Source organism: Streptomyces sp. NBC_01546 (assembly GCF_045208355.1).
In the GTDB taxonomy this organism is placed as follows: domain Bacteria; phylum Actinomycetota; class Actinomycetes; order Streptomycetales; family Streptomycetaceae; genus Streptomyces.
In genome coordinates, this window is sequence record NZ_CP109379.1 from 2,635,157 (window position 1) to 2,650,100 (window position 14,944).

At 70.3% G+C, this 14,944-nt stretch carries 14 protein-coding genes and 1 tRNA gene; 8 read left to right on the plus strand and 7 right to left on the minus strand.

The genetic code is table 11. The features are described from left to right. Nucleotides 1-12: 12 nt before the first annotated feature. From OHA89_RS11595 to OHA89_RS11615, 5 genes are all read right to left on the minus strand, one after another. Nucleotides 13-807 carry an ABC transporter permease gene (locus OHA89_RS11595; protein ID WP_266614694.1) on the minus strand — a complete coding sequence of 265 codons (795 nt, stop codon included), beginning with the start codon at nucleotides 805-807 and terminating at the stop codon, nucleotides 13-15. Continuing rightward, a complete protein-coding gene (locus tag OHA89_RS11600) occupies nucleotides 807-1,745 on the minus strand; it encodes an ABC transporter permease (protein WP_257553953.1) in 939 nt (312 codons plus the stop codon). Before OHA89_RS11600 ends, OHA89_RS11595 begins: the two co-directional genes overlap by 1 nt. Then, on the minus strand, nucleotides 1,742-2,890 hold the full coding sequence (locus OHA89_RS11605) for an ABC transporter ATP-binding protein (RefSeq protein ID WP_406366094.1): 1,149 nt from the start codon (nucleotides 2,888-2,890) through the stop codon (nucleotides 1,742-1,744). The genes OHA89_RS11600 and OHA89_RS11605 overlap by 4 nt, the downstream gene beginning before the upstream one ends. 77 nt (nucleotides 2,891-2,967) lie before the next feature. Then, nucleotides 2,968-4,218 carry a spermidine/putrescine ABC transporter substrate-binding protein gene (locus OHA89_RS11610; RefSeq protein ID WP_257553955.1) on the minus strand — a complete coding sequence of 417 codons (1,251 nt, stop codon included), beginning with the start codon at nucleotides 4,216-4,218 and terminating at the stop codon, nucleotides 2,968-2,970. Nucleotides 4,219-4,265: 47 nt separating this feature from the next. Further along, the gene (locus OHA89_RS11615) at nucleotides 4,266-5,780 is read right to left on the minus strand and encodes a gamma-aminobutyraldehyde dehydrogenase (protein ID WP_266615362.1); all 1,515 of its coding nucleotides are present in this window, start codon (nucleotides 5,778-5,780) and stop codon (nucleotides 4,266-4,268) included. 194 nt (nucleotides 5,781-5,974) lie between these two features. Between OHA89_RS11615 and OHA89_RS11620 the strand changes: the two genes are divergently transcribed. The 3 genes from OHA89_RS11620 to OHA89_RS11630 all read left to right on the plus strand — a co-directional run bounded on the left by OHA89_RS11620 (nucleotide 5,975) and on the right by OHA89_RS11630 (nucleotide 8,598). Next, entirely contained in the window at nucleotides 5,975-6,532 is a 558-nt protein-coding gene (locus tag OHA89_RS11620; protein WP_257553956.1) for an NADAR family protein, read from the plus strand. A gap of 63 nt (nucleotides 6,533-6,595) precedes the next feature. Continuing rightward, a tRNA-Ser gene (locus OHA89_RS11625) sits at nucleotides 6,596-6,657 on the plus strand. 345 nt (nucleotides 6,658-7,002) lie between these two features. Continuing rightward, nucleotides 7,003-8,598 (plus strand): TROVE domain-containing protein, encoded by a 1,596-nt coding sequence (locus OHA89_RS11630; RefSeq protein WP_406366096.1) that lies wholly within the window; start codon nucleotides 7,003-7,005, stop codon nucleotides 8,596-8,598. A gap of 28 nt (nucleotides 8,599-8,626) precedes the next feature. Here OHA89_RS11630 and OHA89_RS11635 read toward each other — a convergent pair whose 3' ends face one another. Beyond that, nucleotides 8,627-9,307 carry a hypothetical protein gene (locus OHA89_RS11635; protein WP_406366097.1) on the minus strand — a complete coding sequence of 227 codons (681 nt, stop codon included), beginning with the start codon at nucleotides 9,305-9,307 and terminating at the stop codon, nucleotides 8,627-8,629. Nucleotides 9,308-9,417: 110 nt separating this feature from the next. On the opposite strand from OHA89_RS11635, the gene OHA89_RS11640 reads away from it, so the two are divergent. The 5 genes from OHA89_RS11640 (at nucleotide 9,418) to OHA89_RS11660 (ending at nucleotide 14,406) form a co-directional block, all read left to right on the plus strand. After that, on the plus strand, nucleotides 9,418-10,443 hold the full coding sequence (locus OHA89_RS11640; RefSeq protein ID WP_266614699.1) for an adenosine deaminase: 1,026 nt from the start codon (nucleotides 9,418-9,420) through the stop codon (nucleotides 10,441-10,443). 36 nt (nucleotides 10,444-10,479) lie between these two features. Beyond that, the gene (locus OHA89_RS11645; RefSeq protein WP_266614701.1) at nucleotides 10,480-11,169 is read left to right on the plus strand and encodes a glycerophosphodiester phosphodiesterase; all 690 of its coding nucleotides are present in this window, start codon (nucleotides 10,480-10,482) and stop codon (nucleotides 11,167-11,169) included. Continuing rightward, nucleotides 11,166-12,353 carry a sensor histidine kinase gene (locus OHA89_RS11650; RefSeq protein WP_406366099.1) on the plus strand — a complete coding sequence of 396 codons (1,188 nt, stop codon included), beginning with the start codon at nucleotides 11,166-11,168 and terminating at the stop codon, nucleotides 12,351-12,353. The genes OHA89_RS11645 and OHA89_RS11650 overlap by 4 nt, the downstream gene beginning before the upstream one ends. Then, nucleotides 12,350-13,069 (plus strand): response regulator, encoded by a 720-nt coding sequence (locus tag OHA89_RS11655; protein ID WP_406366101.1) that lies wholly within the window; start codon nucleotides 12,350-12,352, stop codon nucleotides 13,067-13,069. The genes OHA89_RS11650 and OHA89_RS11655 overlap by 4 nt, the downstream gene beginning before the upstream one ends. A 149-nt stretch (nucleotides 13,070-13,218) precedes the next feature. Next, nucleotides 13,219-14,406 carry a serine hydrolase domain-containing protein gene (locus OHA89_RS11660; RefSeq protein WP_406366103.1) on the plus strand — a complete coding sequence of 396 codons (1,188 nt, stop codon included), beginning with the start codon at nucleotides 13,219-13,221 and terminating at the stop codon, nucleotides 14,404-14,406. 8 nt (nucleotides 14,407-14,414) lie between these two features. Here the strand turns inward: OHA89_RS11660 and OHA89_RS11665 are convergent, their stop codons facing one another. Next, on the minus strand, nucleotides 14,415-14,879 hold the full coding sequence (locus OHA89_RS11665) for a hypothetical protein (RefSeq protein WP_257553962.1): 465 nt from the start codon (nucleotides 14,877-14,879) through the stop codon (nucleotides 14,415-14,417). Nucleotides 14,880-14,944 lie beyond the last annotated feature (65 nt).

A 14,944-nucleotide genomic window follows, 5' to 3' on the forward strand; every position in this document is an offset into this window, starting at 1 on the left:
CCCTACAGGGGTCTACTTCGGTTGTGCCTTCTTGCGGCGGTTGCCGACCATCTGGCCGGCGAGGACCACCAGGACGGCGATGACGAACATCGCCGTGCCGATGACGTTGATCTGCACGGGCGTACCGCGCTGGGCCGATCCCCACACGAACATGGGGAAGGTGACGGTGTTGCCCGAGTTGAAGTTGGTGATGATGAAGTCGTCGAAGGAGAGCGCGAAGGAGAGCAGCGCGCCCGCCGCGATGCCGGGTGCCGCGATCGGCAGGGTGACCCGTACGAAGGTCTGCACCGGGCCCGCGTAGAGGTCGCGGGCGGCCTCCTCCAGCCGCGGATCCATGGACAGGACACGCGCCTTGACGGCGGCGACGACGAAACTGAGGCAGAACATGACGTGGGCGATCAGGATCGTCCAGAAGCCCAGCTGGATGCCCATGTTGAGGAAGAGCGCGAGCAGCGAGGCCGCCATCACGATCTCGGGCATGGCCATGGGCAGGAAGATCAGCGAGTTCACCGCTCCGCGCGCCCGGAAGCGGTAGCGGACGAGCGCGAAGGCGATCGCGGTGCCCAGGACGGTGGCCCCGATGGTGGCCCACAGGGCGATCTGGAGCGAGAGCGAGAGGGAGCCGCACATGTCGGCGACCCCACAGGGGTCCTTCCACGCGTCGAGCGAGAACTCCTGCCAGGCGTAGTTGAACCGCCCGGTGGGGTTGTTGAAGGAGAAGACGGTCACGACCACGTTCGGCAGGATCATGTACGCGAGCGTGCCGAGACCGGCGATCACTACGAGATTGCGGCGAAGCCAACGCATCAGACCAGGTCCTCCGTCCCCGCTCGGCGGATGTAGATGGTGACCATGATCAGCACAATGGCCATGAGGATGAAGGACAGCGCGGCCGCCGTCGGGTAGTCGAGGATCCGCAGGTACTGCGACTGGATGACGTTGCCGATCATCCGGGTGTCCGTGGAGCCGAGCAGTTCGGCGTTCACGTAGTCGCCGCTCGCCGGGATGAAGGTGAGCAGGGTCCCGGAGACCACGCCCGGCATGGAGAGCGGGAAGGTCACCTTCCGGAAGACCGTCGAGGGGCGGGCGTACAGGTCCCCGGCCGCCTCGTGGAGGCGGGTGTCGATGCGCTCCAGAGAGGAGTACAGCGGCAGGATCATGAAGGGGAGGAAGTTGTACGTCAGACCGCAGACGACCGCGAGCGGCGTGGCCAGCACCCGGTCCCCCTCGGTCATGCCGAGCCAGCTGGTGACGTCGAGGAAGCCGATGTCGTTGAGGACGGCGACCACCGGGCCGCCGTCGGCCAGGATCGTCTTCCAGGCGAGGGTGCGGATCAGGAAGCTGGTGAAGAACGGCGCGATGACCAGCACCAGCAGCAGGTTGCGCCAGCGGCCCGCCTTGAAGGCGATCAGGTAGGCCAGCGGGTACCCGAGCAGCAGGCACAGCACGGTGGCGGTGCCCGCGTAGAGCAGGGAGCGCAGGAACTGCGGGTAGTACTCGGTGAAGGCGTCCCAGTAGGTCTGGAAGTGCCAGGTGACCTGGAAGCCCTCTTCGAGGGAGCCGGTCTGCACCGAGGTGGAGGCCTGGTAGACCATCGGCAGCACGAAGAAGACCAGCAGCCACAGGATGCCGGGGAGCAGCAGCCAGTACGGGATCAGGCGCTTGCGCCGGGACGCCTTGTGCACCGGGGGTTCGGTGGAGGCGGGCGCCTGGGGCGGCGCTGTCTCTACGGCGGGGCCGGTCATGCGCTCTCCTCGACGGTCTCGATGCCCGCGTCGATGTCCTGAGCGGCGTCCAGGCCGAAGGTGTGCTCCGGGTTCCAGTGCAGGATCACCTCGGCGCCCGGGACCAGACGGGTGTCCCGCTCGATGTTCTGGGCGTACACCTCCAGCTCGGGGCAGACCTTGCTGTCGATGACGTACTGGGTGGAGACGCCGATGAAGGAGGAGTCCGCGATCCTGCCCGGGATCCTGTTGCGGCCGGCCGCGATGGTGTGCTCCTCGTCGGCGTGCACCAGGGAGATCTTCTCCGGGCGCACTCCGACCAGCAGCTTTCCGCCCGTGCTGGGGGTGGTCGCGCAGCGGGCCGCGGGCAGCCGGAGCTTCGTACCGGAGGCGGATACGACGACCTCGGAGCCGGCCGACTCCACCGAGGCCTCGATGAGGTTGGAGGTGCCGAGGAAGTTGGCGACGAAGGTGGTGCCCGGGTTCTCGTACAGCTCGGCGGGGGCGCCCAGCTGCTCGACGCGTCCGCCGTTCATCACGGCGACCGTGTCGGCCATGGTCATGGCCTCCTCCTGGTCGTGCGTGACGTGCACGAAGGTGATGCCGACCTCGGTCTGTATTCGCTTGAGCTCCAGCTGCATCTGGCGGCGCAGCTTGAGGTCGAGGGCGCCGAGCGGCTCGTCGAGGAGGAGCACCTGCGGGTGGTTGATCAGGGCGCGGGCGACGGCGACGCGCTGCTGCTGGCCGCCGGAGAGCTGGTGCGGCTTGCGCTGGGCGAACTGGCCGAGCTGGACCAGTTCCAGCATGTCGTCGACCTGCTTCTTGACCGACTTTATGCCGCGGCGGCGCAGGCCGAAGGCGATGTTCTCGTAGATGTTCAGGTGCGGGAAGAGGGCGTAGCTCTGGAAGACCGTGTTGACCGGGCGCTTGTACGGCGGCAGGTCGGTGACCTCCCGGTCGCCGAGGCTGACCGTGCCGGTGGAGGGCTCCTCCAGGCCGGCGATCATGCGCAGGGTGGTGGTCTTCCCGCAGCCCGAGGCGCCGAGAAGGGCGAAGAAGGAGCCCTGGGGGATGGTGAGATCCAGCGGGTGCACGGCGGTGAAGGTGCCGTAGTGCTTGCTGATCCCGGCGAGGCGGACGTCGCCGCCCGCGGTCTTGTCAGTCATGGGTCGCGGCCTTCGGTGGTGGTGTCGTCGGAAGAGTGCGGGGTGCGGGTGCGGGATTCCGGTGGGGGCGGGACCCGTCACGCTCCGATGAGCTTGGCGAACTTCTCCTCGTACGCCGTCTCTTCTTCGCTGGTCAGAGAGCGGAAGGCGTGGGCCTTGGCGGCCATGGCCTTGTCCGGGACGATCAGCGGGTTGTCCGCGAGTGCGGGATCGATCTTGGCGAGTTCGTCCTTGACGCCCTCGACCGGGCAGACGTAGCTGATGAAGGCGGCCAGCTGGGCGGCGACCGGCGGCTCGTAGTAGTAGTCGATGAGCTTCTCCGCGTTGGCCTTGTGCCGGGCCTTGGCGGGGACCAGCAGGTTGTCGCTGGAGCTGATGTATCCGGGGGCCGGGATCGCGTACTGGATGTCCGGGTTGCCGGCCTGGAGCTGAATGACGTCGCCCGCCCAGGCGAGGCAGGCGGCGAGGTCGCCCTTGTCGAGGTCGGCCGTGTAGTCGTTGCCCGTGAACCGGCGGATCTGCTTGGTGTCCACGCCCTTCTGGAGGCGGCCGATGGCGCCGTCGAAGTCCGCGGTGGTGAAGTTCCCCGGGTCCTTGCCCTGGTCGAGCAGGGTCATGCCGACGGAGTCGCGCATCTCGGTGAGGAAGCCGACGCGGCCCTTGAGGGTGGGGTCGTCCAGCATCTGGGTGACGGAATCGACCTTCTTCCCGCCGGTGGCCTTGGTGTTGTAGGCGATGACCGTGTCGATGCCGGTCCACGGGTAGCTGTAGGCGCGACCCGGGTCCCAGTCGGGGGTGCGGAACTGCGGGATCAGGTTGGCGTAGGCGTGCGGCAGCTGGGAGGGGTCCAGCTTCTGTGCCCAGCCGAGGCGGATGATGCGCGCGGCGAGCCAGTCGGTGACGACGATCAGGTCGCGGCCGGTGTCCTGACCGGCGGCGAGCTGCGGGCGGATCTTGCCGAAGAACTCGACGTTGTCGTTGATGTCCTCGGTGTACTTGACCTTGATCCCGGTCCGCTTGGTGAACTCCTCCAGGGTGGGACGGGTCTTCTCGTCGTCACTGGTGTCCATGTACTCGGTCCAGTTGGAGAAGTTGATCTCCTTCTCCTGTGCCGAGTGGTCGTCGGAGGCCACCGCCGCGTCCCCCTCGCGCTTGGCGGGCGGGATTCCGCACGCGGCGAGGGTGGACAGGCCTCCGAGGGTGAGCGCTCCGACTCCGGAGGCGCGCAGCAGCGAGCGGCGGGTGAGGGCGCCGCGCCCGCTGGTGAGGCTGCGCCGCATCGCGGCGAGTTGCGCCGCCGAGAGGCGGTCGGGCTCGAACTGCTCCATGCGCGTTGCCCTTTCGGGAGGTGTACCGCTGGTCAGGCGGTGGATTCTTATCGGTCCCCGAAGATCGTGCGGTGCCAGTCCTTCGCGGCCACCGCGGTGTTGTCGTACATCACGTGCTTGACCTGCGTGTACTCCTCGAAGGAGTAGGCCGACATGTCCTTTCCGAAGCCGCTGGCCTTGTAGCCGCCGTGGGGCATCTCGCTGATGATCGGGATGTGGTCGTTGACCCAGACGCAGCCCGCCTTGATCTCGCGGGTGGCACGGTTCGCCCGGTAGACGTCGCGGCTCCAGGCGGAGGCGGCGAGTCCGTACGGGGTGTCGTTGGCCAGCGCGATGCCCTCGTCGTCGGTGTCGAAGGGCAGGACGACCAGGACCGGGCCGAAGATCTCGGACTGGACCACCTCGCTGTCCTGGGCGGCGCCGGAGATGAGGGTGGGCCGGTAGTACGCGCCCTCGGCGAGCTCGCCCCCGGGGATCTCGCCGCCGGTGACGACGGTGGCGTAGGCGCGGGCCCGCTCGACGAATCCGGCCACCCGGTCGCGGTGGACGTGGGAGACCAGCGGGCCGAGGTCGGTGGCGGGCGCGAAGGGATCGCCCAGGCGGACGGTCTCCATCAGCTCCGCGACGCGGGCGACGAAGGCGTCGTGGAGGGGGCGCTGGACGTAGGCACGGGTCGCGGCGGTGCAGTCCTGGCCGGTGTTGATCAGGGAGGCGGCGACCGCGCCGTGCGCGGCGGCCTCCAGGTCGGCGTCGTCGAAGACGAGGAAGGGCGCCTTGCCGCCGAGCTCCAGGTGGAGCCGCTTGACGGTGGCGGTGGCGATCTCGGCGACCCGCTTGCCGACCCCGGTGGAGCCCGTGAAGGAGGTCATGACCACGTCGGGGTGGCCGACCAGGTGCTCGCCCGCCTCGCGGCCGGCGCCCGTGACGATGTTGATCACGCCGTCGGGCAGGCCCGCGTCCTTGGCGGCCTGCGCGAACATCAGGGAGGTCAGCGGGGTGAGCTCGGCAGGCTTGAGGACGATGGTGTTGCCGGCGGCGATGGCCGGGAGGATCTTCCAGGCGGCCATCTGGAGCGGATAGTTCCAAGGGGCGATGGAGCCGACCACGCCGATGGCCTCGCGGCGTACGTAAGAGGTGTGGTCGCCGGAGTACTCGGCGGCCGCCTGCCCCTGGAGGTGGCGTGCGGCCCCCGCGAAGAAGGCCGTGTTGTCGATGGTCCCCGGCACGTCGAACTCCGTGGACAGCTTGAACGGCTTGCCGCACTGGAGAGACTCGGCGAAGGCGAAGTCCTCCGCCTGCTCGGCCAGTACGGCGGCCAGCCGGTGCAGGGCGTCCGACCGCTCCCCGGGAGTGGCGGCCGACCAGCCCGGGAAGGCCCGCTTGGCGGCGGCGACGGCCTCGTCGACGTCCGCCGTGCTCGCGAGTTCGTAGGTGAGGACCTCGTCCCCGGTGGCCGGGTCGACCACGGTGTGTGACCGGCCCGAGGTGCCGGACCTGAGCTGCCCATCGATGTACTGCGCGCCGTCCGCGAAGCGGTCCTTGACCTGGAAGCGGTTGCCCATCACGCTCTCACGCTCTCCGTAGCTACAGTTCGAGCTACAGCTCGAATTGAGTGCCGATCCTGACAGAGGAGGCTCCCCTGTCCAAGTGATTCCGTTGTTGCCTTTTGATTACGCGACGGATTCGGTCGACCAAGTGTCGAGGCACGCCGGAAATCCCGTACGAGTTGTCCGTGGCGACTGCCAGACTCGCGTGCATGGAGATGATCGACCAACTGATCAAGCAGGTCAGCCGTGGTGAGCGAGTGAAGTTCCTGCCGTTCTGGGGGCACCGGCCGAGGCCGGACGGGACCCTCGGTCCGAGCTGCCTGAGCCAGTGGTGGCCGTCCGAGTTCACTGTGGGTGACGTCCGGTATGCGACGGCGGAGCACTGGATGATGGCCGGGAAGGCTCGGCTCTTCGGGGACGCGGAGGCGGAGCGGGCGGCGCTCGCGGCCCGGACCCCGGCCGAGGCGAAGAAGGCCGGGCGGCTCGTGCGCGGCTTCGACAACGCGGTATGGGAGCGGGAGCGCTTCGCCGTGGTGGTGGAGGGCAGCGTGCACAAGTTCGCCTCCGACCCGGCGCTGCGCTCGTACCTGCTGACCACCGGGGACCGGGTCCTGGTGGAGGCGAGCCCGATGGACCGCATCTGGGGCATCGGCCTGGCGCCCGATGACGAACGCGCCCTGGACCCGGCCCGCTGGCAGGGCCTGAACCTGCTGGGCTTCGCCCTGATGGAGGCCCGCGAGCGGCTGCGGTCGGCGCCCGCCGGATGACCTGGGCGTAATTGCGTGGCGGCGCCGGTGAGCCGCCACCTAATGTAGGGCTCGTCCAGGTGCGCAGGTGAGACGTACTTCCACTGTTAATGGGGCGGTCGCGGGTTCGAGTCCCGTCACCGGCTTTCGGGCCGGTGTAGCTCAGTCGGCAGAGCACCACGTCGTTTCGCCGACCTTGTTCTCTGGACACCTACGTCACGCACCTCCCGGTGCGCGGGCTGCGGCTCCTTCTTTTGCAAAGACACCAGGCCGCCGCCACCTTGATCTCGGGAGGCACGCGTGCGGGATGCCCGGTGCGCAGGCAACGGTTACTTCTCCCAATCAGCGGGTCGCGGGTTCAAGTCCCGCCCGGCTCCGGCCGGTAGCTCAGATGATGAGAGCAGCTGACACAAGTCCGTCGCCGACTTCCGATCTCGGGCATCCCGCACGTCACGCCTCCCCCGCTTTCCTTTGAATTCGGGGGGATTCACATGGCTCGTTTCAACCTGCGCGCGTTCAAGTCCGCGCCCGCCTCGCCCACTTCGCCCGTCCGCTCGACCAGCCGCGCACGCACCCACGAGGGCGGCCCCGGCCACCTGCGCGACCCGCGCTCCGAACTGTTCCTGCTCGCGATCGCCAACTTCGTGACGCAGCGCACCGCGTACGAGAGCGGCGAGGCCCGCGACGACCGATTCGCCGCCCTCGTGCGGCGACTCGCGGTCGAGGACCCCGCGTGGACGGCCGGCCTGCTGGGCTGGCTCCGCGGGGAGGCGAACATGCGGACCGCCTCGCTCGTCGGCGCCGCCGAGTACGTGAAGGCGCGCCTCGACACGGGCGCCACCGACGGGCCTTCGAACCGCCAGGTCGTGGACTCCGTACTGCGGCGCGCGGACGAGCCCGGTGAGCTGCTGGCCTACTGGACGGCGACGTACGGGCGGAACGTGCCCAAGCCCGTGAAGCGCGGCATCGCCGACGCGGTACGCCGGCTCTACTCCGGCACCTCGCTGCTGAAGTACGACACCACCTCCAAGGGCTACCGCTTCGGGGACGTCCTCAACCTCGTGCACGCCTCCCCCGACCCGGCCAAGGCCTGGCAGGGCGAGCTGTTCCGCTACGCCCTCGACCGCCGGCACAACCCGGAGAGCGCCGAGGTCCCGGCCGGCAACCGGACCCTCGCCGCCCACCGAGCGCTGATGGAGCTCCCGGTGTCCGAGCGGCGTGCCGTGGTCACCGCGCCGGACGGCGCCGAGCGGCTCGCTGAGGCGGGCATGACCTGGGAGGCGCTGGCCGGCTGGCTGCAGGGGCCCATGGACGCGGCCGCCTGGGAGGCGGTCATCCCGTCCATGGGCGCGATGGCCCTGCTGCGCAACCTGCGCAACTTCGACCAGGCCGGGGTCTCGGACGAGGTGGCCGCGGCGGTCGCGGCGAAGGTCTCCGACCCGGAGGGCGTCGCCCGGTCGCGGCAGTTCCCCTTCCGCTACCTGGCCGCCTACCAGCACGCGCCCTCGCTGCGCTGGGCGTATCCGCTGGAGCGGGCGCTCGGCCACTCGCTGGCCAACGTACCTGCGCTGCCCGGCCGGACGCTGGTCCTCGTGGACCGGTCCGGGTCGATGTGGTCCCCGCTGTCGGACCGCTCGCAGCTCAACCGGGCCGACGCGGCAGCCGTGTTCGGGGCGGCGCTCGCGCTGCGCGCCGAGGAGGCGGACCTGGTGCAGTTCGGCACGACCAGCGCGGTGGTGCCGTACGTGCGGGGCGAGTCCGTGCTGAAGGTGCTGGAGCGGTTCGGGAACCTCGGCGGGACCTACACGGCCGAGGCCGTCAGGAAGCACTACCGCGGCCACGACCGGGTGCTGATCGTCACCGACGAGCAGGCCGCCTCGTACGGCCACGCCGGTGACCCGACGGCCGAGGTGCCGCAGACGGTGCCGGTGTACACCTGGAACCTGGCGAGCTACCGGGTGGGCCACGCCCCGTCCGGTGCCGCGAACCGGCACACCTTCGGCGGGCTCACCGACGCCGCCTTCCGCATGGTGTCCCTGATCGAGCGAGGCCGGGACGCCGACTGGCCGTGGGCGTCCCGCCTCTGAGCATGAGCCCCGGGCCTCGGCCCGGGGCTCATATCTTCTCGCGCGTCCGGGAGTTCGAGTACGGGCTCTCGTAGCCGGAGTCGTCGTCCCACTCCCCGTCCATGAACGGGGCGAACATGGCGAGCAGCATGAGGGCGCCCAGCACGATGCCGATCCCGCCGAGGATGATGCCGGCCAGCGCCATCCCGCCGTTGTCGGCCTCGCCGCGGGTCGCCTTGCCCTTGCCCAGGGCACCGAAGACGACCGCCGCGATCCCGATCCCGATGGCCAGGAAGCTGGTGATGCAGCCGACCACGGAGATGATGCCGAGGACGAGGGCGGTGACGCCGAAGCCGTTGCTCTTCGGCGCCGCGTACAGCGGGTAGCCGGCATTGCCCGGATATCCGGGATACCCGGGATACCCGGGGTACCCCGCGTCGCCGGGATACCCGTACCCCGGCATCGCGGACGGAGCGGTGGGATATCCGTAACCGCTCGTGTCCGGCTGGGACGGATAGCCGTACGCGGGCGGTGCGGTGGGGGTCGGTGTCGGCGTGGACTGCGGGGCGGGCCGCGGTGCTCCCGCCCCCGGCATCTCGATGACCGTCGGCTGGTCGTGCACGGACGGCGGGCCCGGCACTCCCGGCGCGGCCTGCTGCTTGCCCAGGTCCACCGCCGGCCGCTCCGGCGGCGCCCACGGGTCCCTCGGCTCAGGGCTCTGGTCGGTCATGCGGCACCCCCCTCTCGTACGGCCATGCTAAGCGCTGCCACCGACAGTCACCGGCCTGCCTACGATGAAGGCCGATCTGACCGCACGCGCGCCCTCCCGGAGGCACCCTCATGACCGACCTGCACCCCTTCATCGCGGGGCTGCCCAAGGCGGAACTCCACGTCCACCACGTCGGCTCGGCGTCACCGCGCATCGTGGCCGAACTCGCCGCCCGGCACCCCGACTCGAAGGTCCCGACCGATCCCGAGGCGCTCGCCGACTACTTCACCTTCACCGACTTCGCGCACTTCATCGAGGTCTACCTGTCGGTCGTCGACCTCGTCCGCACCCCCGACGACGTACGCACCCTGACCTTCGAGGTCGCCCGTGACATGGCCCGGCAGAACATCCGCTACGCCGAGCTGACCATCACCCCGTACTCCTCCACCCGCCGCGGCATCGAGGAGAAGGCCTTCATGGAGGCCATCGAGGACGCCCGCAAGGCCGCCGAGGCCGAGCTCGGCGTCATCCTGCGCTGGTGCTTCGACATCCCCGGCGAGGCCGGCCTGGAGGCCGCCGCCGAGACCGCCCGCCTCGCCGTCGACCTGCGTCCCGAGGGCCTGGTCTCCTTCGGCCTGGGCGGCCCCGAGATCGGCGTCCCGCGCCCCCAGTTCAAGCCGTACTTCGACCAGGCACGCGCCGCCGGTCTGCACAGCGTCCCGCACGCCGGCGAGACCACCGGCCCCGAGACGGTCTGGGACGCGATCCGCGACCTGGGCGCCGAGCGCATCGGCCACGGCACCAGCTCCACCCAGGACCCCGAGCTCCTCGCCTACCTGGCCGAGCACCGCATCGCGCTGGAGGTCTGCCCGACCTCCAACATCGCCACCCGCGCGGTGACCGACCTGGACCGGCACCCCGTCAAGGAGATGGTGGCCGCGGGCGTGCTCGTCACCATCAACAGCGACGACCCGCCGATGTTCGGCTCCGACCTCAACAACGAGTACGCGGTGGCGGCACGCCTCCTCGACCTCGACGAGCGCGGTCTGGCCCAGCTCGCCAAGAACGCCGTCGAGGCCTCCTTCCTGGACGCGGCCGGCAAGGCGAAGATCAGCGCGGAGATCGACGCGTACACCGCCGATTGGCTCGCGCGCTGACATCGCCCCGGTCCCGCCGCCCCTGAGAATGGGGCCATGCGCACCCTGACTGCCGTCGGCCACCGCGGCGATCCCTACCGTGTCCGTGAGAACACCCTGTCCTCGATCCGCTCCGCGTTCGCGCGCGGGGCGGACGCGGTCGAGATCGACGTACGGCTGACCCGCGACGGGGTGCCGGTCCTGCTCCACGACGAGACGCTCCAGCGGCTGTGGGGCCATGACGTGCGGCTCGACGCCGTCACGGCCCCGCAGCTCAAGGAGCTGACGGGGGGCGGGATTCCGACGCTGCGCGAGGCGGTACTGGCGGCCGGTGCGGGACGGCTGATGATCGACCTTCCGGGTGCCTCGTACGAGGCGGTACGGACCGTCGTGGACCAGGTCCGCGAGTGCGGGGCGCGCGAGCGCACCTACTACTGCGCGGGTCCGAACACCATGCTGGCGGTCCGCGCCGCCGATCCGGGCGCGGAGATCGCGCTGACCTGGACCACGCTGTCGCCGCCGCGCCGGGTGCTGATCGACGCGGTGGCCCCGCGCTGGCTCAACTACCGGTTCGGGCTGGTCACCCGGGAGCTGACGGACGCGCTGCACCGGGACGGCCTGCTGGTGTCGGCCTGGACCGCGGACACCAAGCGGACGATGCGGGCGCTCGCCGAGGCCGGGGTCGACTCGATCACCACGAACCGGGTGGACGCGCTGACCGCCGTACGGGCCGAGCTCGGCCGGTGACAGGCGCGATACGCGCGATACGCGGCCGGGCCGTGCGGCTGGGCCGGGCCTGGCCGTGGGTCGTGGATCTGGGTCTGACGCTGCTGGTGCAGCTGGCCGTCACGATGCCGTTCGTGCTGCCGCGGGAGGCCGGGCTGCCGGCCGTGAGCTGGGGCTCGTACGCGATGACCACTCTGGGGGTGCTGCCGCTGGCGTGGCGGCGGCACCGGCCGGTCACCGTACTGATGGTGATCCTGCTGGTCGGCGGGGTCTACAAGGTGGCGCTCGACGGACCCGGGCAGCCCCTGCCGTACGCGGGGCTCATGGCCTTCTACACGGTCGCCCTGCTGTGCCCCGCACGGGTGCGGGCGGCGGTCGGGGCTCTCTCGGTGGCGGCCGTCTTCGCGTCCGTGGGACTGGCCGCGGGTTCGGCCAGGGAGCTGTCCTTCACCATGTTCTGTGCGGGCGCCGCCTACGCGCTGGGCCGGCTCCAGTTCACGCGGCAGGCCTACACCGCGGCCGTGGAGGACCGGGCGGCGCAGCTGGAGCGGGCGAACCGGATCGAGGCCGAGCAGGCCGTGGCGCGCGAACGGGCCAGGATCGCAAGGGAGATGCACGACATCCTCTCGCATTCCGTCAGCATCATGATCGTGCAGGCGGAGGCCGGTCCGGTGGCCGTTCGCCGGGCCCCGGAGCGGGCGGAGGCGGCCTTCGAGGCGATCTCGGAGACCGGCCGGGAGGCGATGGTGCAGCTGCGGGCGATGCTCGGATTGCTGAGGGAGGACGGTCCGGCGCCGCGTGAACCCCAGCCGGGGGTGGCGGCGCTGCCCCGGCTGCTCGACCGCGTGCGGCAGGGCGGTCCGGAGGTCTCGTACGAGGAGACCGGCGAGGTCCGGGCGCTGGCCCCGGCGGTGGACACGGCCGTGTACAGGATCGTGCAGGAGGCCCTGACGAACGTGGTGAAGCACGCCGCGGCCCGGCGGGTGGCGGTCCGGCTCCACCACGCGGCAGAGGAGCTGACGATCACGGTGACCGACGACGGGCGGGGGCCGGCCGGGGGCGGTTCCGGCGGGCACGGCCTGATCGGGGTCCGGGAGCGGGCCGCGGCGCACGGCGGGACGGTGGAGGCCGGTCCGGGGCCGGGCGGGAAGGGGTATCTGGTACGGGTGGCACTTGTAACCTCGCAGGTGGAGGTGGGGATTTGACGATCCGTGTGGTGGTGGCGGACGACCAGGAGCTGGTGCGCAGCGGGTTCGCGATGATCCTGGACGCCCAGGAGGACATCGAGGTCGTGGCGGAGGCGGGGGACGGCGCGGCGGCGGTGGAGGCGGTGGCCCGGCACGCGCCGGACGTGGCGCTGCTGGACATCCGGATGCCGGTGCTGGACGGGATCGAGGCGTGCCGGACGATCACGGCGCGCAGCGCGTGCCGGACGGTGATGCTGACGACCTTCGATTCGGACGAGTACGTGTACGAGGCACTGCACGCGGGGGCGAGCGGATTCCTGCTGAAGGACGTGCGGCGGGACGATCTGGTGCACGCGGTACGGGTGGTGGCGGCGGGCGAGTCGCTGCTGGCGCCCTCGGTGGCGCGGCGGCTGATCGAGGAGTACACGGCGGCGACGGCGCGGCCCTCGGTCCCGGCGCTCGCCGCGGACCGGCTGGAGGTGCTGACGGCGCGGGAGCGGGAAACGCTGCTGCACCTGGGGCGCGGACTTTCGAACGCCGAGATCGCGGCGGCGCTGGTGGTGAGCGAGCACACGGTGAAGTCGCACGTGGGGAACGTGCTGGCGAAGCTGGGGCTGCGCGACCGGATCCAGGCGGTGATCTGCGCGTACGAGACGGGCATGATCGCGGCGGGGGCGGCGCCGACGGGGGCGGGGGCAGGCACTCCCTCTGGGGTATCTCCCTCTGGGGAGTGAGGGCCGGGCGTGTCGGCTCCCTCGCGCCGGTGAGTTGTCGTACCGCCGAAGACCCCTCCGTGGGGTGATCCGCAACTACCCTTCTGACCAGCAGCATTGAGTCATCGGAGGCCGCAGTGGCCCCGGATGTCTCGCAGGGGGATCCCGTCATGAACGCTCGTACGCGCACACTGATCGCCGCCGCTCTGGTGCTGGGGGTCGCTTCCGGTCCGGTCGTCGCCCATGCCGCACCGGCAGCCGGCCCGGCCGCTTCGGCCGCGCCCGTCGTCCGGACGCCACCCGACGCGGCGGCGCTGGAGAAGGCGATCGCCGGGCTGGGTCCGGAGCACAAGGACGCGACGGCCGCGCTGGTCCGCGTCGGCGGTACGAGCGGGAGCTGGCAGGGGAGTTCGGGGGTCGCGGACATCCGCACCGGGCGGGAGGCCGTGGAGCAGGGCCACTTCCGGGCCGGCTCGGTGACCAAGACCTTCACCGCGGCGGTGGTGCTCCAGCTGGCGGCCGAGGGCACGGTGGATCTCGACCGGCCGGTGCGGCAGTACCTGCCGCGGACCGTCCCCGACGCCTACGGCACGGTCACCGTCCGGCAGCTGCTGAACCACACCAGCGGCATTCCGGCGGCGGGCGGCCCGGGCGACTCGTTCGAGGCACAGTGGGAGCACCGCTTCGACGTCACCGACCCACAGACCCAGTTGGCCAATGCCTTCGCCAAGAAGCCGGAGTTCACGCCGGGCACGGCCCAGCACTACCTGAACATCAACTACACGGTGCTGGGCGCGCTCGTCGAGAAGGTGACGGGCACGACGTACGAGGAGGCGGTCGCCCGGCGGATCCTGAAGCCCCTGGGTCTGCGTCAGACCTCGTTCCCGGCCCGGACTCAGACGAAAATCCACGGTCCGCACAACCGGGGCTACCAGGCGGTGGTGGGGGCGGACGGCTCCAGGGAGCTGCGGGACGTCACCGAGTGGAACTCTTCGGACCGATGGGCGGCGGGGGACATCATCTCGACCACGGCCGATCTGGAGCGGTTCACCATAGCCCTGTTCAGCGGGCGGATCGTGCCGAAGGCCCAGCTGGAGGAGATGTTCACGGTACCGGCGGTGAAGGATTTTGCGAGCGGGAAGGACGCCGCTCTGACGGCGGGGATGTCCAGGATGGTCCTGCCCGACGGCACCGTGGCCTGGGGCAAGACCGGCGGCCGGTACGGCTACAACACGGCGATCGGCGGAACCCGTGACCTCTCCCGCACCCTCGTGTATTCGGTGAACTCCACCGACGCCAAGGGCCAGGACATGAACCCGGTCGCTCTCGGCATCGTGATGGCGGCTTTCGCACGGTAGGCCCTCAACTACGCGGGCATGGCCTCAAGGCGCTTGATCATGCGGTGGAGCACCAGGAGCGGGATCACTCCGAAGACGCCGAAGGACATGTCGATGACGCTCCACCAGAAGGGGATCCCGCGGATCGGGCCGCAGATCAGGGCCAGCGGGATGATGCCGGCGCAGGCGATCATGCCGGCTTCGACGATCCATATGTTGCGCACCGGGTCGCGGTGGACGCCGTAGAAGAAGACGGCGATGACCAGGTGGGCGAAGGCGAGCCAGTCGGTGCCGTAGAGGAGGAAGGGGTATTCGGCATCGGCGCGGCCCAGCCCGTCGCCCACCCGCCGCAGCCATTCGTTGTCCACCAGGGCGTTGGCCCAGCGGAGTTCGCTGACCAGCGGGAAGGCGGTGAGCCCGCTGAGCACGAGACAGACGAGGAACAGGGTCAGCCAGGCACGGATCCGCCGCTGAAGGGCGCTTCTCTCGCTCATGGAAGGAAGCGTACGCATCTTTCTGAACACGTTCAGCCAAATTGGTGAACGCGTTCAATTCCGTG

Excerpts from the sequence above, each read along its gene's own strand:
- OHA89_RS11665 (WP_257553962.1), bottom strand. The coding sequence starts at position 14,879 with ATGAGCGAGAGAAGCGCCCTTCAGCGGCGGATCCGTGCCTGGCTGACC.
- OHA89_RS11635 (WP_406366097.1), bottom strand. The coding sequence starts at position 9,307 with ATGACCGACCAGAGCCCTGAGCCGAGGGACCCGTGGGCGCCGCCGGAG.
- OHA89_RS11605 (WP_406366094.1), bottom strand. The coding sequence starts at position 2,890 with ATGACTGACAAGACCGCGGGCGGCGACGTCCGCCTCGCCGGGATCAGC.
- OHA89_RS11630 (WP_406366096.1), top strand. The coding sequence starts at position 7,003 with ATGGCTCGTTTCAACCTGCGCGCGTTCAAGTCCGCGCCCGCCTCGCCC.
- OHA89_RS11640 (WP_266614699.1), top strand. The coding sequence starts at position 9,418 with ATGACCGACCTGCACCCCTTCATCGCGGGGCTGCCCAAGGCGGAACTC.
- OHA89_RS11645 (WP_266614701.1), top strand. The coding sequence starts at position 10,480 with ATGCGCACCCTGACTGCCGTCGGCCACCGCGGCGATCCCTACCGTGTC.
- OHA89_RS11595 (WP_266614694.1), bottom strand. The coding sequence starts at position 807 with ATGCGTTGGCTTCGCCGCAATCTCGTAGTGATCGCCGGTCTCGGCACG.
- OHA89_RS11660 (WP_406366103.1), top strand. The coding sequence starts at position 13,219 with ATGAACGCTCGTACGCGCACACTGATCGCCGCCGCTCTGGTGCTGGGG.
- OHA89_RS11615 (WP_266615362.1), bottom strand. The coding sequence starts at position 5,780 with ATGGGCAACCGCTTCCAGGTCAAGGACCGCTTCGCGGACGGCGCGCAG.
- OHA89_RS11610 (WP_257553955.1), bottom strand. The coding sequence starts at position 4,218 with ATGGAGCAGTTCGAGCCCGACCGCCTCTCGGCGGCGCAACTCGCCGCG.
- OHA89_RS11620 (WP_257553956.1), top strand. The coding sequence starts at position 5,975 with ATGGAGATGATCGACCAACTGATCAAGCAGGTCAGCCGTGGTGAGCGA.
- OHA89_RS11600 (WP_257553953.1), bottom strand. The coding sequence starts at position 1,745 with ATGACCGGCCCCGCCGTAGAGACAGCGCCGCCCCAGGCGCCCGCCTCC.